Origin of the sequence: Haloarcula sp. Atlit-47R (assembly GCF_003665985.1) — an archaeon.
GTDB lineage: Archaea > Halobacteriota > Halobacteria > Halobacteriales > Haloarculaceae > Haloarcula > Haloarcula taiwanensis.
The window spans coordinates 51,137-72,559 of record NZ_QPLQ01000001.1 but is presented as its reverse complement, the minus strand read 5'-3'; the positions used below and the strand labels follow the sequence as shown (position 1 = coordinate 72,559).

At 65.2% G+C, this 21,423-nt stretch carries 24 protein-coding genes; 13 read left to right on the top strand and 11 right to left on the bottom strand.

What is annotated here, in order from left to right:
* Nucleotides 1-14 precede the first annotated feature (14 nt).
* Nucleotides 15-1,328, top strand: coding sequence for a hypothetical protein (locus tag DVK00_RS00385; protein ID WP_121577083.1), 1,314 nt, complete (start codon nucleotides 15-17; stop codon nucleotides 1,326-1,328).
* A gap of 1 nt (nucleotide 1,329) precedes the next feature.
* Here DVK00_RS00385 and DVK00_RS00380 read toward each other — a convergent pair whose 3' ends face one another.
* From DVK00_RS00380 to DVK00_RS00370, 3 genes are all read right to left on the bottom strand, one after another.
* On the bottom strand, nucleotides 1,330-1,626 hold the full coding sequence (locus DVK00_RS00380) for a hypothetical protein (protein ID WP_101350423.1): 297 nt from the start codon (nucleotides 1,624-1,626) through the stop codon (nucleotides 1,330-1,332).
* Between the two features lie 156 nt (nucleotides 1,627-1,782).
* Nucleotides 1,783-2,082 (bottom strand): hypothetical protein, encoded by a 300-nt coding sequence (locus tag DVK00_RS00375; RefSeq protein ID WP_053969073.1) that lies wholly within the window; start codon nucleotides 2,080-2,082, stop codon nucleotides 1,783-1,785.
* 2 nt (nucleotides 2,083-2,084) lie between these two features.
* Complete coding sequence (locus DVK00_RS00370; protein ID WP_004516178.1) at nucleotides 2,085-2,462, bottom strand: helix-turn-helix domain-containing protein; 378 nt, start codon at nucleotides 2,460-2,462, stop codon at nucleotides 2,085-2,087.
* A gap of 211 nt (nucleotides 2,463-2,673) precedes the next feature.
* Here DVK00_RS00370 and DVK00_RS00365 point away from each other — a divergent pair, with 211 nt between their 5' ends.
* Complete coding sequence (locus tag DVK00_RS00365) at nucleotides 2,674-3,825, top strand: multicopper oxidase domain-containing protein (protein ID WP_121513095.1); 1,152 nt, start codon at nucleotides 2,674-2,676, stop codon at nucleotides 3,823-3,825.
* A gap of 191 nt (nucleotides 3,826-4,016) precedes the next feature.
* Here the strand turns inward: DVK00_RS00365 and DVK00_RS00360 are convergent, their stop codons facing one another.
* Nucleotides 4,017-4,592: a halocyanin domain-containing protein gene (locus tag DVK00_RS00360; RefSeq protein ID WP_101350421.1), complete on the bottom strand. Its 576-nt coding sequence runs from the start codon at nucleotides 4,590-4,592 to the stop codon at nucleotides 4,017-4,019.
* Between the two features lie 254 nt (nucleotides 4,593-4,846).
* Between DVK00_RS00360 and DVK00_RS00355 the strand changes: the two genes are divergently transcribed.
* Together DVK00_RS00355 and DVK00_RS00350 are read left to right on the top strand one after the other, a co-directional pair.
* A complete protein-coding gene (locus DVK00_RS00355; RefSeq protein ID WP_101350420.1) occupies nucleotides 4,847-5,344 on the top strand; it encodes a cytochrome c maturation protein CcmE in 498 nt (165 codons plus the stop codon).
* A 13-nt stretch (nucleotides 5,345-5,357) separates the two neighbouring features.
* Entirely contained in the window at nucleotides 5,358-6,881 is a 1,524-nt protein-coding gene (locus tag DVK00_RS00350; RefSeq protein WP_101350419.1) for a molybdopterin-dependent oxidoreductase, read from the top strand.
* Nucleotides 6,882-6,888: 7 nt separating this feature from the next.
* Here the strand turns inward: DVK00_RS00350 and DVK00_RS21535 are convergent, their stop codons facing one another.
* Both DVK00_RS21535 and ccsA (DVK00_RS00345) read right to left on the bottom strand, forming a co-directional pair.
* Nucleotides 6,889-7,011, bottom strand: coding sequence for a CcmD family protein (locus DVK00_RS21535; RefSeq protein WP_198560181.1), 123 nt, complete (start codon nucleotides 7,009-7,011; stop codon nucleotides 6,889-6,891).
* A 2-nt stretch (nucleotides 7,012-7,013) separates the two neighbouring features.
* Nucleotides 7,014-7,772, bottom strand: coding sequence for a cytochrome c biogenesis protein CcsA (gene ccsA / locus DVK00_RS00345; protein WP_101350418.1), 759 nt, complete (start codon nucleotides 7,770-7,772; stop codon nucleotides 7,014-7,016).
* A 150-nt stretch (nucleotides 7,773-7,922) separates the two neighbouring features.
* On the opposite strand from ccsA (DVK00_RS00345), the gene DVK00_RS00340 reads away from it, so the two are divergent.
* The 3 genes from DVK00_RS00340 to ccsA (DVK00_RS00330) are packed head-to-tail and all read left to right on the top strand — an operon-like array spanning nucleotide 7,923 to nucleotide 12,194.
* Nucleotides 7,923-9,332 carry a cytochrome-c peroxidase gene (locus tag DVK00_RS00340; RefSeq protein WP_101350417.1) on the top strand — a complete coding sequence of 470 codons (1,410 nt, stop codon included), beginning with the start codon at nucleotides 7,923-7,925 and terminating at the stop codon, nucleotides 9,330-9,332.
* A 49-nt stretch (nucleotides 9,333-9,381) separates the two neighbouring features.
* Entirely contained in the window at nucleotides 9,382-9,846 is a 465-nt protein-coding gene (locus DVK00_RS00335; protein WP_101350416.1) for a thioredoxin family protein, read from the top strand.
* Nucleotides 9,843-12,194, top strand: a complete 2,352-nt coding sequence (ccsA, locus tag DVK00_RS00330) for a cytochrome c biogenesis protein CcsA (RefSeq protein WP_121535084.1) — start codon at nucleotides 9,843-9,845, stop codon at nucleotides 12,192-12,194. The genes DVK00_RS00335 and ccsA (DVK00_RS00330) overlap by 4 nt, the downstream gene beginning before the upstream one ends.
* Before the next feature lie 5 nt (nucleotides 12,195-12,199).
* Here ccsA (DVK00_RS00330) and DVK00_RS00325 read toward each other — a convergent pair whose 3' ends face one another.
* Both DVK00_RS00325 and ccmA read right to left on the bottom strand, forming a co-directional pair.
* Nucleotides 12,200-12,877, bottom strand: coding sequence for a heme exporter protein CcmB (locus tag DVK00_RS00325; RefSeq protein WP_101350414.1), 678 nt, complete (start codon nucleotides 12,875-12,877; stop codon nucleotides 12,200-12,202).
* A complete protein-coding gene (ccmA, locus tag DVK00_RS00320) occupies nucleotides 12,874-13,572 on the bottom strand; it encodes a heme ABC exporter ATP-binding protein CcmA (protein WP_101350413.1) in 699 nt (232 codons plus the stop codon). The genes DVK00_RS00325 and ccmA overlap by 4 nt, the downstream gene beginning before the upstream one ends.
* A 53-nt stretch (nucleotides 13,573-13,625) precedes the next feature.
* Here ccmA and DVK00_RS00315 point away from each other — a divergent pair, with 53 nt between their 5' ends.
* The gene (locus DVK00_RS00315; protein WP_121513101.1) at nucleotides 13,626-14,300 is read left to right on the top strand and encodes a cytochrome c biogenesis CcdA family protein; all 675 of its coding nucleotides are present in this window, start codon (nucleotides 13,626-13,628) and stop codon (nucleotides 14,298-14,300) included.
* Here DVK00_RS00315 and DVK00_RS00310 read toward each other — a convergent pair whose 3' ends face one another.
* Nucleotides 14,301-14,942, bottom strand: a complete 642-nt coding sequence (locus DVK00_RS00310; RefSeq protein WP_101351456.1) for a hypothetical protein — start codon at nucleotides 14,940-14,942, stop codon at nucleotides 14,301-14,303.
* Nucleotides 14,943-15,013: 71 nt separating this feature from the next.
* On the opposite strand from DVK00_RS00310, the gene DVK00_RS00305 reads away from it, so the two are divergent.
* From DVK00_RS00305 to DVK00_RS00285, 5 genes are all read left to right on the top strand, one after another.
* The gene (locus DVK00_RS00305; protein WP_101350411.1) at nucleotides 15,014-16,024 is read left to right on the top strand and encodes a hypothetical protein; all 1,011 of its coding nucleotides are present in this window, start codon (nucleotides 15,014-15,016) and stop codon (nucleotides 16,022-16,024) included.
* A gap of 80 nt (nucleotides 16,025-16,104) precedes the next feature.
* Nucleotides 16,105-16,419 carry an Htur_1727 family rSAM-partnered candidate RiPP gene (locus DVK00_RS00300; protein WP_101350410.1) on the top strand — a complete coding sequence of 105 codons (315 nt, stop codon included), beginning with the start codon at nucleotides 16,105-16,107 and terminating at the stop codon, nucleotides 16,417-16,419.
* Entirely contained in the window at nucleotides 16,416-17,651 is a 1,236-nt protein-coding gene (locus DVK00_RS00295; protein WP_101350409.1) for a TIGR04347 family pseudo-SAM/SPASM protein, read from the top strand. Before DVK00_RS00300 ends, DVK00_RS00295 begins: the two co-directional genes overlap by 4 nt.
* A 447-nt stretch (nucleotides 17,652-18,098) precedes the next feature.
* Nucleotides 18,099-18,785, top strand: coding sequence for a PHP domain-containing protein (locus DVK00_RS00290; RefSeq protein ID WP_101350408.1), 687 nt, complete (start codon nucleotides 18,099-18,101; stop codon nucleotides 18,783-18,785).
* Nucleotides 18,785-19,879, top strand: coding sequence for an asparagine synthase C-terminal domain-containing protein (locus tag DVK00_RS00285; protein WP_121577082.1), 1,095 nt, complete (start codon nucleotides 18,785-18,787; stop codon nucleotides 19,877-19,879). The genes DVK00_RS00290 and DVK00_RS00285 overlap by 1 nt, the downstream gene beginning before the upstream one ends.
* 7 nt (nucleotides 19,880-19,886) lie before the next feature.
* Here DVK00_RS00285 and DVK00_RS00280 read toward each other — a convergent pair whose 3' ends face one another.
* Nucleotides 19,887-20,363, bottom strand: coding sequence for an NUDIX hydrolase (locus DVK00_RS00280; RefSeq protein ID WP_121577081.1), 477 nt, complete (start codon nucleotides 20,361-20,363; stop codon nucleotides 19,887-19,889).
* A gap of 43 nt (nucleotides 20,364-20,406) precedes the next feature.
* Nucleotides 20,407-21,381: a transcription initiation factor IIB family protein gene (locus tag DVK00_RS00275; protein ID WP_004591831.1), complete on the bottom strand. Its 975-nt coding sequence runs from the start codon at nucleotides 21,379-21,381 to the stop codon at nucleotides 20,407-20,409.
* Between the last annotated feature and the right edge of the window lie 42 nt (nucleotides 21,382-21,423).

The window sequence follows — 21,423 nt, the reverse complement described above, 5'->3', positions numbered from 1 at the left end:
CGTATCAGACGATAATGAGCGGAATGCCTGCTGATGTGGACGCTGACGCCGCACCGCCGATGACGGTTCCGCTGCGTCATTTCGTCGTCGCGCTGGCGTTTCTGGTCGCCGGTGTCACCGTCGGTGTCGTCGGGGGTCGGGCCGGCCACCTCGCGCAGGTCCACCTGCTGCTTGCGGGATGGGTCTGTCTCACCATCATGGGCGCACTGACGCAGTTTGTCCCGGTCTGGTGTGGCATCGAACTTCATTCGCATCGCCTTGCCGCTGTGCAGTTACCACTCGCAGCGGTCGGGTTCGTAGGGCTGGCAGCTGGCTTCCTAACGGGGACTCCCGAGCTATTGCCAGTTGCTGGCGCAATCGCGCTGGTCGGGGTCTGGACCCTCTGTTACAACGTCGGGCGGACGCTACTCACTGCGGAGCCCGACGTCACGGCGATTCACTTCGGCTGGGCACTGGTGTTTTTCGCCCTCGTGACGGCTGCGGGGTTGGTGCTGGCGCTGGACCACGCCGCCGGCGTCCTCCCGCTTTTGGGAATCGGCCGGCAGGGGCTCTTGCTGGCCCACGGAACGCTCGCCGTGTTCGGCGCGGTCCTGACTACTGTCGCGGGCGCGCTGGCCCAGCTCGCCCCGATGTTCACCCAGGCCGACACCGGCCGCATTGACACGGCGGTCCAGCGGGTCGAGACCGCTTGTTATCCGGTCGGCGTCCTTGTCTTGGCTGGCGGTCGCCTGGTCGGCTCGCTCGTTCTGGCCCGGCTCGGTGCAGTACTGGTCGCTGCTGGGCTCGGCGTGGTGGCGGTGCTTCTGGCGCGACAGCTTATCGGTGCGCGAGTCGAGTGGTCACCGATGCTGACCCGCTACAGCGTCGCAGCGTTGTCGCTGTTTCTCTGGGCAGGCCTGACGGCGGTCGCGTGGTGGACCGACCCGCTGGCGTACACCGGGCTGCTCGGTCAGCCGTCGACAGTATTGCTCGTCGGCGGCGTCGGCTTTGTCGTCTTCGGGACGCTGTATCACGTCGTCCCGTTCATCATCTGGGTCCATCGGTACAGCGACCGTCTCGGTTTCGAGGACGTGCCGATGGTCGATGACCTGTACGACCACCGTATCGCGGCGGTCGATGGCGTTGCACTGACTATCGCATACGCCCTTCTCGTGAGTCAGCAGTGGCTTGAGACACCGAACGGCACGGCACTGGCAGTCGGGCTACTCGCGTTTTTCGGGACCGTCCTGTTCGCGGGTAACCTCGTCGCCGTCTTCGTCGAGCATAGCCCACAATCGCTGCCGACACTCCTGACCGGCCGTGAACGCACGCCCGCCGAGGACTCGTGACTCAGGTCGTCGTGGTCGGTTGGTCGGTGTACAGCGAGTACGTCAGAATAAAGAATCCAGCAGCGGTGAACAGTTCTTCGACAGTGACGCTCTGTGCCACCGGCAGCCCGACGAGCTGGTGGAGGCTCCCGCCGAGTATTGCGCCCAGCGTGACGAACCCGATGCCGAAACAGAGCGCCCGCATCGCCGGTGCCTGAGTGCGACGGTATGCGCGGTAGGTCAACGTCGTCAGTACCACACCACAGAACAGTGTGACTGTCTTCATTCCGATTAACAGCACTGCGTTCGCTCCGAGCATGCTCCTGATTGACACGTCCGCACAGATATACCGTCCGTAGCGTTTCCAGTCGGTGGGAATCCCACCGTCACGACGCGAAACGGACCAGCGGCCCGTTCCGACGAGATCGAGGCGGAAGAAGCGAATCTGTTACCGGGTGGGCGCTCTCCGTGCTCGCTACCGCACGTACAGCGAGTACAGGATGATGCCCAGACCGATGGCTGTTAGCGAACTCGACGTGAAGACGCTTACCGGAAGCAGTTCTTGGCCGAGATACCTGCCGATGGCGATGTCGAGCACGCCGCCGGCAAACGCACCGAGCGTCACCACGCCGAACCCGTATGTGAGCCACTTGTGCTGGGGGCTTTTCGTCCGGCTGTACGCCTGATACGAGTAGTACGTTATCAGTCCACCAAGAATGAGGATCAGTGTCTTCGAGACGACGATGCCGACCTGTGAACTTGGGATGTGTACCATGGTTATGTCTCCTTTCGCACCTCAGACCAGAGGTTTTCGAGCCGTTGGTCCGGCGTCCGAGCGCGATGTGAGATATCGACGGTGAGCGACAGTTCCTCGTCGAGGCTGATGACGACCTCCTCGAAGTCAATCGCGTACCGACTGGCGTGTTGACCGTCCGACCTGACTTCCACACCCTCGTACAGCAACGAGGACTCCGTCAGTAGCTCCAGCTTTCGGTAGGTCGTCGATAGCGGTACGCCGCTCCGGTCGGATATCTCGCTCGCCGTCAACGGTTCCTCCAGAACGCTGACAATGGCGCGGCAGTCCTCGTCGTCGAGTGCGTCGAGGACCGCCTGTAACTCCGGCGTCTCCTCGTCAGCGAAGGGGTCCCGGACCATCCTTGCCCGACACTGCCCGCCCAAGACGTTTAATGTAACCGACTTAGAACCGCCTACCGCCCGACAGAGTCGACGTTTCCGTAACACAGCACGCAATATATGGGGAACTTATCTGTAATCGTGCAGTCGTTCCCAATTACTGAGAACGCTTCTGTTGGCCTGAGAACTCGCTTTGGGGGTTTATACTGTGGTGTCTTACCCCCAATTGCTTATGGAAGACCAGATCGGCGCACCCGGATCGGGCATCTCCCGTCGCGACTTCGTGAAAGCCTCCGGCCTCGGCGGCACGGTCGCGCTTGCGGGCTGTACCGCTCCGGGTGAGGTTCCAACTGAAGAGTCAGTCGACACCACCACTACCCCAGCACAATCCGACAGCGACCTCCCGACCACGTCGCCGCCGGAAATCGTCAACGTCGACGAACAGGGTGGCGAAGTGACGCTGTCCTCCGTTCCGGCCAAACACGAAGCCCATCCCGGTGAGTCGATGGGCGGCCCGGTCGAACTGCCGAAGGTGTGGGCGTTCAAAGCTGACGATGGCGAACCGAGCGTCCCGGGGCCGATTCTCCGGACGACGGAGGGCGAGGACATGGAGGTCACCTTCGACAACACGGACGGCATGCGCCCGCACACAGTCCACTTCCACGCCGTCCAGAAGCAGTGGGAAGACGACGGCGTCCCGACGACGACGGGTATTCGTATCGACCCTGGCGAGAAGCACACCTACACCATCCCCGCGAACGTGCCGGGCACGCATCTCTATCACTGCCACTACCAGACCCATCGCCACATCGACATGGGGATGTACGGCATCTTCCGCGTCGATCCGAAGGGGTACGAGCCGGCCGACAAGGAGTACTTCATGACCCTGAAGGAGTGGGACTCCCGGCTGAACCGACAGATGGCAGGCATGGACGCTAGCTACGATGTTCGCAACCGCCGCCCCGACACGTTCACCGTCAACGGTAAGTCAGCGCCCCGGACGCTTCACCCGGAGGACGGCTCGCCGATCATCGTCGAGCAGGGCGATACGGTGCGCATCCACATGTGTAACAACGGGTACATGGACCACCCGATGCACATCCACAACCACCGCTTCCAGGTGACCCACAAGGACGGCGGAAAGATTCCGGAAGCCGCCCGCCACGACCAAGATATCACCAGTATCCCGCCCGCCGGTCGGCACACGATTGAGTTCGAAGCCGACGCCGATCCCGGCATCTACCTCGCGCACTGTCACAAGGTCAGCCACGCGATGAACGGGACCTCGTACCCCGGTGGGATGATCACCGGTGTTGTCTACAAAGAAGCGATGGACACCGACATCTTCAAACAGCTGATGGACTACGCCGGCTACGACGCATAACGCAACGCTCGGCGCATCGACTCGCTTTTCGAGGCACTCTCGGGAGAGAGGTCATAAATTAGCTGATGCTATATCGAATCCGGCTGTCGTCCGGCAGCCGAGTCGCTGGCCACTGGCCGCGACCACAGAATGAGGCACCACGCCGCAGAGAAGAAGCCGATGGCGGATTCAGTCCGGCGATCGCTACCGCGTTACCGGACGATGACGCTGCCTTTCATGCCGAGCGCCTTGTGGGGCGTGCAGTAGTAGTTGTACACGCCGGTCTCCTCGAAGGTGTATTCGAACTTCACGCCTGTCCCGCTTTCCGACGAACCGGAGTTGAAGGTCTCGTCCTCGGCCACGACGTTGTGTGCGGCCCCCTTGCCCGTCCACTCCCACTGCACCGTCGTGCCGGTCGATATCTCGACTGCCGCCGGAGCATAAGCGAAGTTCCCGTTGTTCCCCGATGCCCCGACCTCCACCGTGACGGTGTCCTGTCCGGTCGCGTCGGTCACACTGCCGTCGAAGTTGCTCGTGTCGCTGAGATACGACGACACCGAGGACGGCACGTCCCCACCACCGGACTGTGCGGCGGTTGTCGCTTCCTCCGTCGGGGTCGGGGTGGCCGTCGCCCCGCCGGCGTCCGCTTCGGTCTCGCCGCTCGGCGACTGCTCCGCCGAACTCGATGTCGTCCCGGGCGCAGTACACCCCGCGACGGATGCCCCCGCAACTACTGTGCCGATACTCGCGATGAACCGACGTCTGTCAATGTCTCCTGTATCAGTCATAGTTATCGAATTGCGTTCCGCCCGACGCGTCACGCGACCATACCGGTCACGAGTAAGTGAATATGTTCGGGGGAATAATAGCGGCGTGCGTTCCCAAAACCTGATAACCGGCTGCACTACTGAAACACGCTTGCGGACCTACTCTTCAACAGGGATGCGTACGCGTTCGGTAGTTACAAACTCCTGTATGCATCACGTGTCTACACACGAACCGTGTCGTGACCGACCGGTCCGGCCGTGACACCACACTATCTATGCAAACGAAAACAAGGCTTCTCGTCGGGGGCGTGGTAATCCCGGTGCTGTTCGGAGCGATGGCCGTCACCACGATGGGCGGTGCGGCCGAGTTTACGACACCGACCAAGATAACGAACACCGGCGAATACGACGGCGACAGAGTGAACCTCGAAGGCATCGCCATCGACATCGAGCAGACGAACGAGCGGCTCTCGTTTGCGGTCACCGACGGGAACGCGTCGGTGCCCGTCGTCTACGAGGGGCCGATGCCGGAGACGATGTCCGCCGGACGAACGGTCGTCGCCAAGGGGTACTACAACGGGAGCGCGGTCGAGGCGGAGTCGCTGTCCATCCGCGCACACGAGGGCGAGCACCCGTCGGGTCACAACAACTCCACGCAGTACGGGTCGATGAACGGCACCCACGCGAACGTCACGGGCTACGACAAGGGGGCCTACGGCAACGCGTCGGACGGAACGAACAGCGAACGAGTGGCCGCGCCACGCCGGGAATAACACCGTCTGACCTATGAGTGAGACACCTTCGGTCTTCCAGGGCCGGTCTCGTCGTGCGCTGACGGTCTTCGCCAGCGGCGTCTCGGTTGTGGGGACCTCCTTCGCGCTGTATGGCACCACGCGGGAGTTCGTCATAATCGCGGCCAGCCGAACCGCGCTGGACGTCCTTCCGAGTTCGGTGGTCGCCTCCATCATCTGGAACTTCGGCGACCTGTCGTTCTCGCTTGCCCTCCTCGTGTTCGGCATCGCGCTGGCCGGCGTCACCGGCGCGGTCAGCTACGCCGGCTTCCGGGCGGGCGAGCGCCTCGTCGGCGAAGCCCCGAACGTCGGCGGGATGGCCCTCTCGCTGGCCGTCGTCTGGGCGCTCGTCGCCGCGACCGTCTGGTCACCGCTGGCCGCCGTGGTGCCCGCCGCCGCTGGGACAATCGGGACCGGGCTGGTGATTGCGCGCTCGACCGACGACGCCGACCAGCTATCGACCCCTGACGACAGGCGGGCGTTCGTCAAGACCCTCGCCGGTCTCGGTGCCTACAACGTCGTCGCACACGCCGTCGGCTTCGTCCAGGGCAGCGGGTCCCGGACGGACGAACTGTCGACGCCGCCGTCCGAGAGCGAGGCGTCCGACCTGGTCCAGCAGCGTCTCGACGCGGCGGCTGACCGTTCGCTCAACGTCGACGGGATGGTGGGGCTGGTCGACACGACGGACTCGTTTTTCACCGTCGACATCAACCCCCGCCCGCCGACCGTCGAGGCAGAGAACTGGGCGCTCTCGGTCACCGGCAACGTCGAAACCGAGCGGGAGTTCACCTACGAGGAACTCCGACAGCGCGAGACGGTACATCGGTTCAAGACGCTACGCTGTCTGGGCGACCCGGTCGACGGCGAGCAGATAGGGACCGCCCTCTGGACGGGGTGTTCGCTGCTGGACCTCCTAGACGAGGCCGGCGCGAACGGGAGCCACGTCGTCCTCCGGGCGACCGACGACTACTACTACTCGGTGCCGATGTCGATGCTCTCGGAGGCGATGCTGGCCTACGGGATGAACGAGCAGCAACTCCCGCGCGAGCACGGCTACCCCGTCCGCGCGCTGATTCCGAACCGGTGGGGGAAGCTCAACGTGAAGTGGCTCGACGAAATCGAGGTCGTCGACCAGTCGGAGAGCGGCTACTGGGAGGAGCGGGGCTGGAACGGCATGGGGACGGTCAACACGGTCGTCAAGTTCGGCGCAAGCAACCGCCTCTCGGACGGACGGGTCCAGCTCGGCGGCCACGCTTACGCCGGGACCGACGGGATACAGGAGGTTCGCGTCTCGCTCGACGGCGGCGAGACGTGGGACACGGCGACGCTGTCGGACCCGCTGCCCGACCCCGACACCTGGCGACAGTGGAAGTACGAGTGGCAGCCCGACAGCACGAGCTACACCGTCGTGGCGAAAGCGGTCGACGGGACCGGAACGGAGCAGACGCGCGTGCGTTCGAGCCCGTTCCCGGACGGCGCGACCGGCTGGAGCCGGCTCGACCTCAGCGTGCAGCTGTGAGACGGGGTTACTGGTCGACGAGGTCCGAGACCTGTTCTTCGAGCGCCGTAATCCGGTTCCGGAGGTAGCCGACGTACATGATGAGCGCTAGGAAGACAGCGCTGTACCCGACGAGGAGGAGGGGTTCCACGTTCACTCACCCCCCTTCCCCATCGCGTGGTCGTCGAGCGACCGGTCGCGGCGTGCGTAGTCGACGCGGCGCTTGAGTTCCCGTAGCTGTACGCGCGAGCCGACGAGATAGAGGTAGACCAGCAGGAGCGCCGCGATAGAGAGCAACAGCGCCGGGACGGTAATCGTCGCCTGCGTGTCCGGGTTCCCCGCCGTCGGCCGGTGGAACGTGGGGGTCCAGAGCCGCGTGGACAGGTACGAGAGCGGCACGGTCACGAACCCGATGATGCCGTATACCGACGTGATGCGTTTGAGTGAGGCGGAGTCCCCGCCGGCGGAGTAGATGAGCAGGTAGCCCGCGTAGATGAACCAGATAATGAGGAACGTGACCAGACGGATGTCGGTCCACTCCCACCAGCTGTTCCAGATGACGCGCCCCCACACGCTCCCGGTCACCAGCGTCAGCGTGACCATGAGGAACCCGACCTCGCCCGACGAGTGGGCGAGGAACTCCCAGAACGGCGTCTCGGTCGCCAGATAGAGGGCACAGCCGAGAAACGTCACGGTGAGCGCGACCGCCGCGGCCGTCGCCAGACCGATGTGCCAGTACGCGATGAGGTTAATCTTGTGGCTCACGCCGTACATCGAATCCGACGCCATACCGAAGACGCTTCCCAGCGACGCGACTCCGGCTAGAAGGGTCAAGTACTTGATAACGTTGGACCGCAACAGCGCGCGGAGGGACGGAATACCGCGGGTTTCGAGCCGTGCCAATACGCTCATACGCTCAGTTCTTCAGGCCAACTTAAAAACTGTTGTGCGGATTCCCACGGACTCGTAGGCCGATAATCGATAGACTGCGACCGGCTGTGTCGACGGATTCCCTGTATATTTACCGCTCCGTTTTAAGAAGGAGCCGGAACATGTGCGAATATGTCGCGACAGCCGTTGGCTCGCGCCGTCTTCGTCGTTGGCATGTCGCTGCTGTTGATCGGCGGACCGATCGTAAGCACCGTTGGTGCTGTGGATGGGGGGCCGTCGGGCGAGGCAGTGGGCGACACGCTTGACGAGACAGCGCAACAAACCGCACAGACGAGTAATCAGAGTAGCAACGAGACATCCGATTTACCCGTCGAGCCGCCGACCAGTCAGCCGCTGCCGTCCTACGAGGAGGTCCGGCAGCCAAACGACACGGAGGCGAAAATCGAGCTCGGCAAGAAACTGTTCTTCGACCCCCGCCTGTCCGACACGGGGTCTATCTCCTGTAACACCTGCCACAACGTGATGGAAGGTGGTGACGGCAGCCGGACCGTCGGCCGCGGCGTCCACGGCCAGACCGGGCCGCGGAACTCGCCGACGGTGTGGAACGCCGTGTTCATGAGTACCCAGTTCTGGGACGGCCGTGCCGACACGCTCGAACAACAGGCGAAAGGGCCCATCACCGCGGGCGTCGAGATGGGGATGCCGACCTCGGAAGCGGCGATGGAGAAGATACGTAGCAACGAGGGCTACGTCGAGATGTACGAGGAGGTCTACGGCGGCGAGAACCCGGTCACGCTCAACAACACCGTCGACGCGATCGCAGCCTACGAGCGGACGCTCATCACCCCGAACAGCTCGTACGACCGGTACGTCAGAGGGGACGAGGACGCCCTGACCGAACGACAACTCAACGGGATGGAGACGTTCAAGGAACTGGGCTGTCAGGGCTGTCACTCCGGTCCCGCGTTCAACGGCCCGCAGTGGCAGATGGAGAACGGGAACGGGTACTACCAGAAACTGGGCGTCTACCAGGGGTCGAACCCGCAGTGTGACCAGTACATCGACCGGTACAACCTGTACGCCGACTCCGGGCGCGCCGGCGTGACCGGTGATAGCAGTGACGAACACAAATTCAAGGTTCCGACGCTCCGGAACGTTGAACATACAGCGCCGTACTTCCATAACGGTCAGGTTCGGACGCTGGAGAACGCGACGAAAGTGATGGCTTCCTGTCAGGTGGGGCAGAACATTTCCGACCAGCAGGCCGAAAACGTCACCGCGTTCATGACCAGTCTCACCGGGCAGTACCCCGAACAGCAGATGCCGCGCATCCCGTCCCGGAGCGGCGGCGAGCCGATGCTCCCTGAAGACGCAGGTGACGCATCTGCTCCGGAGACCGACGACGCCGCCTCTGTCGGGACGCCTGCAGAGACGGCTGCGTCACAGCAGACGGCTGCCCCACAGCAAGCCGGGGTCCGCGGTGGCGGTGACGGAGGCTCCCCGACTAGTACTGCTGCGTTCATGATGGCCGCTGCGCTGATCATCGCGCTAATCGCTGTAGCCTACGCACAGCGCAAGTAAGCGGAATCGACAGCCTTTCTGGCACTACATCTTTTATTCCAGTCAGCAAATGAATGCTCGTAAAACGCTCACCGTCGCGTTCTTTCTAGTGGTCCTTGGGGTGGGCCACTACTCAATGAACGCCGCACCGGTGGTCCGTGACGACGCGCACACGTATCAGGGAGGTCTAGAGTGGGAAACTGAGCCCAGCACTGCGTTCGACGCGGCCCAGTCACAGGACAAGCCGGTTCTGGTCTACTACTGGGCGACGTGGTGCACGTACTGCGAGCGGTATGACAAGAACCACTATCGAAACGAAACCGTTCGCGCTGTGCTAGATGAGTACGTCTTGCTCGCGGTAAACATCGATGAACCTGGGAACGGGACGGGGCTGGTTCGCCAGCATCAGGCGACGTATCCACCACAGCATCGGATCATGACACCTGAAGGCGAAACTGTCGAGAGCGTTGAGGGGTATATCGGGCGGGACGAACTACTCGCAATACTTGAAGAGAGGTCCGAGGAGGCAACATGACAGCGGTCGTGTTCGGTCTTGCCGTTGGTACCTGGCTGCTGGCAATCGGCCTGTTCGGGAGCGTACTCGCCACAGTATTGCTCGGCTACGAGTACGCGACCGGCGACCAGTCGTTCCTTCGGGTCAGCAAAGGCGCTGCAGGAGTTGCGACGGGGTCATTCGTCATTGCACTGCTGTACCTGACCTTGCAGTTTCTCAGTGGGGATTACACCAACGCGTATGTCTGGGACAACACTGCAAACTATCTCCCGACGCTGTACAAAGTCACGGGCGTCTACGCGTCCAACGCGGGGTCGGTGCTCCTGTGGGCGATGCTTACGGCCGTTGTCGTCACAGCGACTCTGCTTCTGGATCGGTATAGTGCGCGTGGCGCGCGTCTCCCCCAATCCCTCGGAATGGGGGTTGTCACCGTCTTCGCCTGGATGCTCGTCACTGACAGTCCGTTTACCCCCCTGTCGACAAGGTATCCCGCCGTCGCAGCGAACGGGATTCCACGGGATGGCAGCGGTCTGAATCCGTTGCTGGTTGACCCGTTCATGGCGATCCACCCGCCGATCACGTTCTCGGCGTACGCACTGTTAGTGGTGCCCTTCACTGTTGGCGTGACACACTTCGTTGCCAGGCTCCGGGGGACCGAGAGCGTGCTCGACGACTGGCTGGACGGCATGACACGTTGGCTCCGGGCGTCGTGGCTTCTGTTGACCGCCGCAATAACGCTCGGCGGGCTCTGGGCGTACCGGGTGCTCGGCTGGGGTGGTTTCTGGTCGTGGGATCCGGTCGAAACGTCCGTGCTCATTCCGTGGCTCGGCCTGACTGCCGTGTTACACACGCTTAATCAGTACCGACGCTCGGGCCGGTACGCGGTGCTCGCGCCCGCTGCCACGGCCGCGTTGTTCCCGCTGGTTATCTACGCGACGACTGTGGTCCGGAGCGGCGTCTTCCGGAGCGTCCACTCGTTCGCCGGTGGGGGCATCGGAAGCGGCGTCTTGTTCCTTCTCGGAGGGACGAGCACCTTGGCAGTCGGCCCCGCGTTCGTCCACTGGTTCAGGACTGAACAGGGAGACACAGATGAGGCGGGGCTGCTCGACCGGGCGACGATTTACCACGCTGCTGTGCTCGGGTTCATCATGCTTGCGTTCGTCTCGCTCTGGGGCCTCACGTTTCCCGTGGTGCGCAGCCTCGCTTCGGGCGTCGAGGTCAGTGTTGACGCGCGGTACTACAACCTCTGGAGCTTCCCGGTCGTCGTCGCGATGTTGCTTGCTGGCGGGATGTACGCACAGCAAGAGCGCTTCAGCACGCGAGTGACAGTCGGAACGGCCGCCGCAGTGCTCATTGCCGCCCTCGTTGTTGGTGTCGGGCTGGCACGACCGGAATGGCAGTTGGCGTCGACTGAACCGTTCGACCCGGCGTATTACCGCGCTATTGGGAGTCTCAGTGTAGTGACCGTGCTCCCGCCGGCAGTGTACTTCGCAGGCGCATGGGTCGTCCGCTACACGGGACGCCTCCGTCGGCTAACCGGACGGCGCGCGAAGCTGAACGAGACTGGCATTGCGCTCATCCACGTCGGCGCGGCGCTACTCGTCGTCTCTGTCTCGTTCGTCTACGTCTTCTCGACGACGGCGTCCGTCGGTATCGCCGGCGCGACCGAACTGGACGATACCGGGGAGCGAATCGTCCGCGACGTCGAGGGGTCGCCGTACACGGTCGAGGTAACCAATTACTCGCCGGAGCACACGCCGACGATAACCGACGCAGCGATGACGCCGGCCGAGATTGGCTCGGTCTCCCCCTCGACGTCAGTATTGCTCGTGAAAGGGGAGGTGACAGCGGTCCAGCGCTTCGAGAACACCACCATCGCACAGCTCAACGACTCGCGCGTGTGGGTCGGTGCCGACAGTGGGGCGGTGCAGTTCGAAGAGGGATCGGTAATCGTCGCCCGTGGGTCCCTCTCTGATCCCCGCTCAGAGAATATCGACGCGCTCGTCTACACTACCGGCGAGAACGTCGGACCCATATCGGCCCCACCGACGGACGCGTACACGCCACGGGTCGTTGATCATCAGTACGATGTCCAGCTGTATCGGGGCGATACGCTGGTCGCCGACGGCACCGTCGCCGAGCAGTCTTATCGCGGGCGCGACATGCAGACCAACGACCCGCTCATCGAGCGCGGGCTTGCTGGCGACACGTACGTCGTCGGGACCCGCACTGCCGGCGGACTCTCGATTGAAATCAGCCGCTACCCGCTGGCCAACCAGATATGGTTCGGCGTCGCGGTGATGCTCGTCGGGATGGCGCTGGTCTTCCTGTTCGACCCGGCCTCGGGTGCCGTCGGTGCCCGCGAGTGACGGGGTCAGGCTTCGATGACGAACTCGAAGCTCACCCACCCGGTGACGAGCACGGCCCCGTCGTAGACGAGGAGGATTCGGAACCACTCCGACAGCCAGAACGGCCCCCTGGAGAGGCTCGTGAGTTCGATTCCAGCGAGGATGACCGGCACCACAAGCGGGACGAGTAACACCGGGAGCAGCGACTCGTTGACCTGTGAGTTCAGCGTCAGCGCGGTCAGTAACACGCCGGCGGCGCTGAATCCGACTGCCGCGAGCGGGAACACGAGCGCCAACTGGACGAGCAGGGCGGGCTCGAACGGCGTCCCCAGAAACACCGTCACCGCGACGAGGGTCACCCACCCGATAGCCGTCACGAACACCGCCGAGCTACAGACCTTCCCGAGGTAGATCGCGGACCGGTCGACGGGGGCGAGCATCAGCCCCTCGATTGCGGCGTTGTCGTCCTCGACGGCGATGCCCCGGGAGAGCGCGAGCGTCGTGGCGAACACGAGCGCTATCCAGAGCCCACCGCGGGCGATGACCGCCGGCTCGTCGACCCGGCGGACGAACACGAACGAGAAGATGACGACTATCAGCAGCGCCAGCACCGCCGCGCCGTTGGCCCGCCGCTTCCCGCGGGCTTCGAGCAACAGGTCCTTCGCCGCGATAGCCCGAACTGCGCGCAGATACCGTCGAATCATGGTTGTCGAGGTGTGTCCACGTACTGTTGTCTGATCGCGTCCGGCCCGGGACAGTCGGCCGTGTCAATATCACGGACGAGCTGTCCTCCCTTGAGTGTGAGCACCCGGTCGGCGTGAGTGAACCCGTGGTCGACATCGTGTGTCGCGAAGACGATTGTCGTCTCCTCCAGATTGCGTAGCTGGTCCGTCACTCGTAGGAGAGACTCTTGATCAAGTCCAGTGAACGGCTCGTCTAGCAACAACAGCAAAGGGTCATGCAGCGTCGCCCGCGCGAGTGCGAGCCGCTTTGCCATCCCGTGGGAGAACTCGCTTACGGGGTCGCTGGCTCTGTCCGCGAGCCCGACGGCGTCGAGCTGGGTCTCACACCGGCTCCGGTCCACCCCGTGTAGCCTGGCGTGCAGGCGGAGGTTCTCCCGGGCAGTCAGTTGCTCGTAGTGGTACGTCTCGTGTGCCACGAAGCCGATTTCCCCACGCTGTGTCGGTCGGTCGCGGGAGAACTCGGTTCCCTCAAGCGAAATCGTCCCCTCGCTCGGTCGCGTCAGCGTCGCCAGGAGCCTGAGTAGCGTGGTCTTGCCCGACCCGTTGTGACCGAACAACAGCACCGACTCGCCGCGACCCACCTCGATATCGATCCCCTCAACACCGACCTTCGGCCCGAAATACTTCGAGACTGTAGACAGCGAGAGGACGGCCATCACCAGAGGGACGGACAGCAGATGTTTTTACCTTTTGTAATCCAAATACGGGTATGGCAGCGGTCTCACTCCTAGCGTCGTTTGCCGCCGGTGCCATGACCGTTCTCACGCCGTGTTGTCTCCCGGTGCTCCCGCCGCTCCTGTCGGGGAGCGTGGGTCACCGGCTGAAACCGCTCGCGATTGTCGGCGGGAGCGTCGTCTCCTTTACCCTCGTCGGCCTGGTCACCGGCTACCTGGGGACGCTCACCTCCGACTCGCTGCGGGCCCCCGCGTTCCTCGTCATCATCGCCTTCGGCGCGGTCATGGCCGACGACGACCTCCACGAGGCGTACGCGGCGACGGCGTCGAAGGTCTCGGGACGGGTCGACGGGCTCGGCATCCTCTCCAGTTCGGCCCACCCAATCGCCGCCGGGTTCGCGCTCGGGCTCGTCATCGGCATCCTCTGGCTCCCGTGTGTCGGCCCGGTCCTCGGCGCTGTGCTGGCGTACGCGGGCACGACGGGCGACATCTCACAGAGCGGCCTCCTGCTGTTTAGCTACGGCGTCGGGTTCGGGCTCCCGATGCTCGGTGTCGCCTACGGGAGCAAGGTCGCCGGCGGGCGGGTCAGGGAGGTACTCCCGGGTGCCGAGCAGACGGAATCGGTCCGCCGGCTCGCTGGGTACCTCCTGCTTGTCAGCGGCGTCGCGTTGTTGTTTCAACTGGACCGCGTGCTCCTCTCGACGCTTTGATTAGCCGGTCATCGCGGCGACGCGGAGCATCAGGAACAGCATCGTGACCTGCAGCGCCCCTTGGACGGTAAGCAGTGTCGCGGTCCGGACGCCGAGGGAGACGACCCGTTCCGGGTCGGGGTCCGCACTGCGGAGTTCGCGGTAGGTGAGTACGTCCGCCGGCAACACGCCGAGCAGTGCGATACCGGCGATAGCGACCGCAACGCCGAACACGGCGCGCACGAGCGTCGTCATCGGCCACACGATACCGTACGCGAGCGCCATCGTGACGCCGGCGGCCAGCGTCACGACCGTCAGCGTCGGCAGCAGGACCAGCGTCGTCGGTGCGAGCCGCGCCACTATCGGGTAGGCCGCCGCCGTATCACGTTCGCGCAACAGCGGTGCCAGGACGAACCCGTACGCGAGGACGAGCGCCGTCCACGCGGTCCCGACCCAGACGTGGATGGTCCGTACTGCCCCGATGGGACCGGTCAGGGCCGCGTACCCGAATCCGGCGGCGACACAGGCCGCCAGTCCGCCGCCGACGCCCAACGCCGCAGTCGGCCCGTGTCGGTCCGGCATCGGTCTGTAGTACGTCCGGCCGATGAAAAACGAGTCGGTCGACGCGTTCGGGGCCTCGACCCGCCAGCGTCCCGCCAACATCTGGCGGTCTGCCGGGATTGCACAACGCTCATAGGTTCGGTGGAAAAACATCCGGACAAGGCTCTCAAACCGTGCCTCGAAACCAGACGCGCCGGCGGACGCTCGCGTTGCTCGGCTCCGCGCTCTCGGTTCCGGTCGCCGGCTGCTCGGGCGGCCTGTTCGGCAGCGAGACGGACACCGCGCCCGACACCCCGACACCGACCCCCGAGCCGACAGTCCAGCGCGTACCGGCAGCGTACCGGCTCCGGCGCTGGCTCCCCCCGCTGTGGACGCTCCCGTACTCGAACCCCGCGCAGGTGGGCTACCAGACCGTGAACGTCTCCGACCTGCGGTTCGCTCGGCTCGACGCGTCGGCCGGGAACGAACTCATCGCCGACGCGGCCAGCGACGCCCGAACGGAAGACAGCATCCCGCTGGCGATGACATACCGCACCGAGGCGCTCGAAGTCGTCGTCATCGCCCGCGGACCGACGGAGGCCCTGCTCGACTCGTTCGAAGCCCGGGGCATGACCGAGGGGTCGTCGGACGCCGGCTACCGGGTGTACTACCAGACCGACGAGGAGGGCGAGCGACGGCTCACCTACATCGGCGGCAACGAGTGGAGCGTCTACGTCCGGTTCAGCGGCGACCGGGACGAGGACCTCACCGCGGCGCTGCTTGAGGCCAGGACCGGCGAGGGCCAGTCGTGGGCGAGTGCCAGCCCCGAGACCCGGCCCCTGTTTTACGACGCGTACGTCGCCGCCGACGCCCAGGGTGTGCTGTTCCCGTCGCCGACCCCCGGCAGTTTCGAGGGCGTTGACGGCGACCTCCACGGGGCGCTGGCGAGTACGGTCTTTCCGGGCAGCGACGAGCAGTCCTACGACACCGCGCGGATGCAGGTCACGCTGGCGTTCGCCCCCAACGCGCCCGCCCGGCGCTCGGCCGTCGAGGCCGTCTATCGCGGGGCCGCGGAGTCCGCCGAGCGGGAGACGTTCCGCCTGTCGTACTGGCCGGTCTTCGACGACCCGACCGTCGAGCAGGTCGGCGAGAGTGCGATACGCGTCCGGCAGGACGTCGACACGGAGACGCTCCGGGACGCATAGGGCTCCGAGTGAGGGCGGGTAGTTCCCAGTAGCTGAGAACACGCCAGTCCCGTTTTTCTTGGGGAGACTAACAGGGGGGTATGGAAGAGTTCGACCACGAGGTGGACGCCCCGCGGGGCGCAACGAGCCGCGAGTGGGAGGTGTTCGTCCGCGAGGACACGGCGGACCCGCTGGCCCACGTCGGAAGCGTCAGCGCACCGTCCGCCGACATCGCCAGGGAGCAGGCCGCGTCGCTGTTTGGCCGGACCGCCGTCACGCTGTGGCTGTGTCCCGCCGACGAGACCCGCCGCTACCAGACCGACGACGCGGCCCTCGGGTCGGGGGCGACGGGGGAAGATGCCACGATGAGCATCGACGAGATGGAGTCGGAGACACTCCGGGGTGAGAACCGATGATTTCGGTCTCGAAACTGCTCTGTGACCTCGATGCCGAGGGCGATGGCCTCCGGTACGACGCGGCCGACGAGTCGACCAAGCGCCAGATACGCGACCGGAAACAGCGCCGCCCCGTCGTCGTCTGGAACGTTACGAAGCAGTGTAATCTCTACTGCGACCACTGCTACGCCGCCGCCGACACTGACATCGCCGACGGCGAGCTCTCGACGGCCGAGGGGAAGGCGCTGCTGGAGGACCTGGCCGACTACGGCGCGCCGGTGGTGCTGTTTTCCGGCGGCGAACCGCTCGTCCGCAACGACCTCGAAGAACTGGTCGCCTACGCGAACGAGGTCGGTGTCCGCCCGGTGCTCTCGACCAACGGGACGCTCATCACCGAGGAGCGCGCCGAGTCGCTCAAGAATGCTGGGCTGAAATACGCCGGCGTCTCCGTCGACGGCCTGCCGGAGCGAAACGACGACTTCCGCGGGGTCGACGGCGCGTTCGAGGGCGCGGTCCAGGGCATCGAGAACTGCCTCGACGCGGGCCTGAAGACCGGCCTCCGGTACACCATCACCGAGCGCAACGCCGCCGACCTGGAGGGCGTCGTGGACCTGCTGACCGACGTGGGGGTCGACCGCTTCTGTTTCTACCATCTGGACTACGGCGGGCGCGGGACCGAAATCGTTGACGCTGACCTCACACCTGAGGACCGCCGGCAGGCGGTCAAGCGGGTCTGTGACATGACTCGGAAGTACCACGACCGCGGCGAGGAAATCGAGACACTACTGGTCGGGAACTACGCCGACGCGGCCTACCTCGTCGAGTACGCCCGCGAGCACATGAGCGACGCGCAGGCCCAGCGAGTGTACGAGTACCTGCGGGTCAACGGCGGAGACCCGACCGGCGAACGCGTTGCCGACGTGGACTATCAGGGCAACGTCCACCTCACACAGTTCTGGCAGGGGTACTCGCTGGGGAACGTCCGCGACCGCTCGTTCGGCGACATCTGGGAGGACGAGTCGAATCCGCTGCTTCGGGCGCTCCGGAACCGCGAGGACCACCTCAGCGGGAAGTGTGCCGACTGCCGCTACGCTGGGGTCTGCCGCGGCGCGTCGCGCCTGCGTGCGCTCACCGTCGAGGACGACCTGTTCGCCCCGGACCCGCAGTGCTATCTGGAGGACGCCGAGGTTCACGGGCCGCTGCCGTTCGACACCGGCGGGAACTCGGTCGCTGGCGGGAGTTCGGCAGACTGACCCGCTCGTGTTTAGTCGAGAAACTGCAAGTACTACTGACCAGCCCCGCGTTCAGTCCCGCCCTGTCGGCTGACCGAGCGGCTACGCCGGAACGGGAGGGGTGTCGGCAGCGCTACACGCCCGCTGCTCGGGCGACCTGCGGTCTCCCGGTGGCCGGGGTTTCTGGCTCTCAGCACCACGCTTCGCAGTAACCGCTGCCACCGACCCGGACAGCCCTACTTTAATCCCCGCCAAACCAAGGGGGACGACTCATTCCTGCGTGCCGGTAACTATCACATGCGACCGTCGATTGACGGTCGTGTCGTCGGGAAACACACGCTCAGTCTCGTGGGACAGATGGGCGTTCCTTCGGGCATTCGGCCGCCCTGGACACGGCGGCCGGTTTGTTCTCTGTGAGCACTGGGGCGGACCGGGGCGTTTTTGCCCTGCCCCCCGCTATCGACACCTGTGCAGTCGGTTGAGCTACACGCGCATTCGTCGCTGTCGTACGACGGCCGGGACCCGGTCGAGCTCCTCTTAGAGCAAGCCAGCGGTGTCGGACTGGACGCGCTGGCTGTGACTGACCACGACGAAATCGACGCCAGCCTCCGGGCGGCCGAACTCGCCCCGGAGTACGGCCTCGTCGGGATTCCCGGCATGGAGGTCACGTGTGCCGCCGGACACGTCCTCGCGCTGGGGATACAGGAGGCGATTCCGCCCCACCTCCCCTTCGACGAGACGCTTGACCGCATCCGCGAGCAGGGCGGGCTCGCGGTCGTCCCGCATCCGTTTCAGGAGTCCCGCCACGGCGTCTTAGAACACATCTCGAAGGCCGAACTCGCGACGGCCGACGCCATCGAAGTGTACAACTCGCGGCTGCTGACCGGGCGGTCGAACCGGCAGGCCGAGCGGTTCGCGCGACGAAAGGGGCTGCCGATGACCGCTGGCAGTGACGCCCACATCGCGGAGATGGTTGGGCAGGCGGTCACCAACGTCGGCACGGACGAACGAACCGTCGAGGCGATTCTAGACGCGATCCGCGAGGGTAAGACGACTGTCGAGGGGAAGCGGACGCCGTGGCGCATCAGCTTCCGGCAGGCGGCTGGCGGGGCGAAGCGACGCGTCAAGAACGGTATCGCGGAGCTCCTACAGTGATGCAGGGAGCCGACGCGGCCGCCGTCGCCGACGCGCTCGACAGCGGCGACCCGCTCCCAGGGACCGGCGGGTTCGCGGGCGACGTGGACGGGACGCTCGTCCGGGACGTGCTCGGGCGTTACCCGCTGTTCGTGGAGCGAGACGTTGCCGAAGAGGGGCGACTCGGCCACGACCAGTGGGGTCACGACCCGGCGGCGCTGGAAGACCCGCGGTCGTTCCCCGCAGGCCACGTCCGCGACGGCGACGGGACCAGACGCCGCTTCACGCTGCCGTCGCCCGACCCGTTTCCGGACCGAGAGACGGCGGTCGAGGCGGTCCAAGCGGCCGTCGAGACCAGCGTCGACGCCGTCGACACCGACGGGCTGGCAATTGCCTTCTCCGGCGGCGTGGACTCGGCGTTGCTCGCGGCGCGGCTCGACGCGCCGCTGTACGTCGCTGGGTTCCCGGACAGCCACGACGTCGAGGCGGCGCGGTCGGCCGCGGACTTGCTGGGGACCGACGTGCGCGTCGTGGACCTCACTCACGACGCCATCGAGCGGACCGTGCCCGAGGTCGCGCGCGCGACGGGGCGGGTCAACGCCATGGACGTACAGATAGCGCTCCCGCTGTACCTGGCCGCCGAACGGGTCGCGGCGGACGGCTTCGACCGGCTGGCGCTCGGGCAGGGAGCCGACGAACTGTTCGGCGGCTACGCGAAGGTCGCCAAGGCCCCCGAGGACCCCCGGGTCGACGCTGACACGGTCAGGGGCGCACAGCGCGAGGTCGTCGCCACGCTCCCCGACCAGCTAGAGCGGGACGTGCTCGCGTTGCGGGCCGCGGGCGTCGAACCGGTGACGCCGCTGTTGCACGACCGCGTCGTCGCGGCCGCCCTGCGACTGGACGGCGACCTGCTGGTCGACGGTGAGACGCGGAAAGTCGCGCTCCGGGCGGCCGCCCGGGAGTCGCTCCCGGACGAGATTGCGGACCGGGACAAGAAGGCCGCCCAGTACGGCTCCTTGGCGGCCCGCGAACTCGACCGCCTCGCCCGGCAGGCCGGCTACAAGCGCCGGATGGACAATCACGTCACGAAGTACATTGAAGCGCTCATCGAGTGAGCTGCGGCTACGGCTCGTGAACCGACTCGATTGCTCGCTGGCCGACCTCGACGACATCTGCCGGGAGTTCCCCGCTCCGGTCACGTAAGTCAGCCACGGAGAACCACTCCCAGTCCTCGGCCGGCTGTTCGCCCGGCCCCGGTGTGATGTCGCGGCTGTCCGCCCGGCCGTAGAAGATGAAGTCGATGTGCTGGTGGCCCACCTCCCCCTCAGCGGTGACGTTGATGTCTTCGAGCAGGAAGTGCTGTGGCTGAGGTATCGACTGGACCGTCTCGCTCTCGATATCCTGCTGGGGTGCGATGAGGTCGACATCAAGACCCAGTTCCTCGCGCGTTTCGCGGAGCGCGGCTTCGTGGGGCAGTTCGTCGCGGTCGATGTGGCCGCCGGCTGGCAGCCACATGTCAAGCTTGCTGTGTTCGTGCAACGCGACGCGGCTGTCGCTGACAACGTAGACGGTTGCGACAAAATGGCGGGTCGTCTCCATACCGACGGAACGGCACAGTCAGAGGTTTAGGTTACGATACCGGTCAGGGGTGGATGTTGTCTTCCGCTTCCAGCAGTTCGTGGTAGCGGTTGCGGATGGTAACCTCGGAGATGTTGGCGACTTCGCTGACCTGGCTCTGGGTCACCTTCTCGTTGGTGAGCAGCGAGGCGGCGTAGACGGCGGCGGCGGCGAGGCCGACCGGCGACTTCCCGGAGTGGACGCCCTCTTGCTTGGCGTTCTGGAGCAGCTGGCGGGCGCGCCGTTCGACCTCCTCGGAGAGGTCGAGGTCCGACGCGAACCGCGGGACGTAGCTTTCGGGGTCGGCGGGCTGGATTTCGAGGCTCAGCTCGCGGACGACGTAGCGGTAGGTGCGAGCGATTTCATCCTTCTCGACGCGGGAGACGCCGGCGATTTCGTCGAGCGACCGCGGTGTGCCGGCCTGTCGCGCGGCGGCGTACAGCGACGCTGTCGAGACGCCCTCGATGGAGCGGCCGGGGAGCAGGTCCTCGTCGAGGGCGCGCCGATAGATGACGCTCGCGGTCTCGCGGACGTTCTCGGGCAGGCCCAGCGCGGAGGCCATACGGTCGATTTCGCCAAGCGCCTGCTTGAGGTTGCGCTCTTTGGAGTCCCGTGTCCGGAACCGCTCGTTCCATGTGCGCAGGCGCTGCATCTTCTCACGCTGGCGTGAGGACAGGGAGTTGCCGTAGGCGTCCTTGTCTTGCCAGCCGATGTTGGTCGACAGGCCCTTGTCGTGCATCATATTCGTCGTCGGCGCACCAACGCGGGATTTCTCGTCTTTCTCCTTCGAATCGAACGCGCGCCATTCGGGACCGGGGTCAATCTCGTCCTCCTCGACCACCAGCCCACAGTCTTCGCACACCGTCTCACCGCGCTCGCTGTCGGAGAGTAGCGCACCGCTACACTCCGGACAGACGAGTGATTCCGACTCCTCTTCCTCCGTCTGCTCTGTCTCCGTTTCGCGCTCGTTCGAGTATCGGCGGATGCTGGTATCGGTCATTTGTTGGGGGTGGGACAACCGGGTATCGTACCCGAAAAACGT

What these genes read in the sequence shown, in the direction of transcription:
- DVK00_RS00340 (WP_101350417.1), top strand. Translation starts at nt 7,923, where the DNA reads ATGTCGCGACAGCCGTTGGCTCGCGCCGTCTTCGTCGTTGGCATGTCG.
- DVK00_RS00310 (WP_101351456.1), bottom strand. Translation starts at nt 14,942, where the DNA reads ATGTTGGCGGGACGCTGGCGGGTCGAGGCCCCGAACGCGTCGACCGAC.
- DVK00_RS00285 (WP_121577082.1), top strand. Translation starts at nt 18,785, where the DNA reads ATGCAGGGAGCCGACGCGGCCGCCGTCGCCGACGCGCTCGACAGCGGC.
- DVK00_RS00380 (WP_101350423.1), bottom strand. Translation starts at nt 1,626, where the DNA reads ATGCTCGGAGCGAACGCAGTGCTGTTAATCGGAATGAAGACAGTCACA.
- DVK00_RS00385 (WP_121577083.1), top strand. Translation starts at nt 15, where the DNA reads ATGAGCGGAATGCCTGCTGATGTGGACGCTGACGCCGCACCGCCGATG.
- DVK00_RS00365 (WP_121513095.1), top strand. Translation starts at nt 2,674, where the DNA reads ATGGAAGACCAGATCGGCGCACCCGGATCGGGCATCTCCCGTCGCGAC.
- DVK00_RS00375 (WP_053969073.1), bottom strand. Translation starts at nt 2,082, where the DNA reads ATGGTACACATCCCAAGTTCACAGGTCGGCATCGTCGTCTCGAAGACA.
- ccsA (WP_121535084.1), top strand. Translation starts at nt 9,843, where the DNA reads ATGACAGCGGTCGTGTTCGGTCTTGCCGTTGGTACCTGGCTGCTGGCA.
- DVK00_RS00295 (WP_101350409.1), top strand. Translation starts at nt 16,416, where the DNA reads ATGATTTCGGTCTCGAAACTGCTCTGTGACCTCGATGCCGAGGGCGAT.
- DVK00_RS00325 (WP_101350414.1), bottom strand. Translation starts at nt 12,877, where the DNA reads ATGATTCGACGGTATCTGCGCGCAGTTCGGGCTATCGCGGCGAAGGAC.
- DVK00_RS00300 (WP_101350410.1), top strand. Translation starts at nt 16,105, where the DNA reads ATGGAAGAGTTCGACCACGAGGTGGACGCCCCGCGGGGCGCAACGAGC.
- DVK00_RS00335 (WP_101350416.1), top strand. Translation starts at nt 9,382, where the DNA reads ATGAATGCTCGTAAAACGCTCACCGTCGCGTTCTTTCTAGTGGTCCTT.
- ccmA (WP_101350413.1), bottom strand. Translation starts at nt 13,572, where the DNA reads ATGGCCGTCCTCTCGCTGTCTACAGTCTCGAAGTATTTCGGGCCGAAG.
- DVK00_RS00360 (WP_101350421.1), bottom strand. Translation starts at nt 4,592, where the DNA reads ATGACTGATACAGGAGACATTGACAGACGTCGGTTCATCGCGAGTATC.
- DVK00_RS00275 (WP_004591831.1), bottom strand. Translation starts at nt 21,381, where the DNA reads ATGACCGATACCAGCATCCGCCGATACTCGAACGAGCGCGAAACGGAG.
- DVK00_RS00280 (WP_121577081.1), bottom strand. Translation starts at nt 20,363, where the DNA reads ATGGAGACGACCCGCCATTTTGTCGCAACCGTCTACGTTGTCAGCGAC.
- DVK00_RS00350 (WP_101350419.1), top strand. Translation starts at nt 5,358, where the DNA reads ATGAGTGAGACACCTTCGGTCTTCCAGGGCCGGTCTCGTCGTGCGCTG.
- ccsA (WP_101350418.1), bottom strand. Translation starts at nt 7,772, where the DNA reads ATGAGCGTATTGGCACGGCTCGAAACCCGCGGTATTCCGTCCCTCCGC.
- DVK00_RS00315 (WP_121513101.1), top strand. Translation starts at nt 13,626, where the DNA reads ATGGCAGCGGTCTCACTCCTAGCGTCGTTTGCCGCCGGTGCCATGACC.
- DVK00_RS00355 (WP_101350420.1), top strand. Translation starts at nt 4,847, where the DNA reads ATGCAAACGAAAACAAGGCTTCTCGTCGGGGGCGTGGTAATCCCGGTG.
- DVK00_RS00370 (WP_004516178.1), bottom strand. Translation starts at nt 2,462, where the DNA reads ATGGTCCGGGACCCCTTCGCTGACGAGGAGACGCCGGAGTTACAGGCG.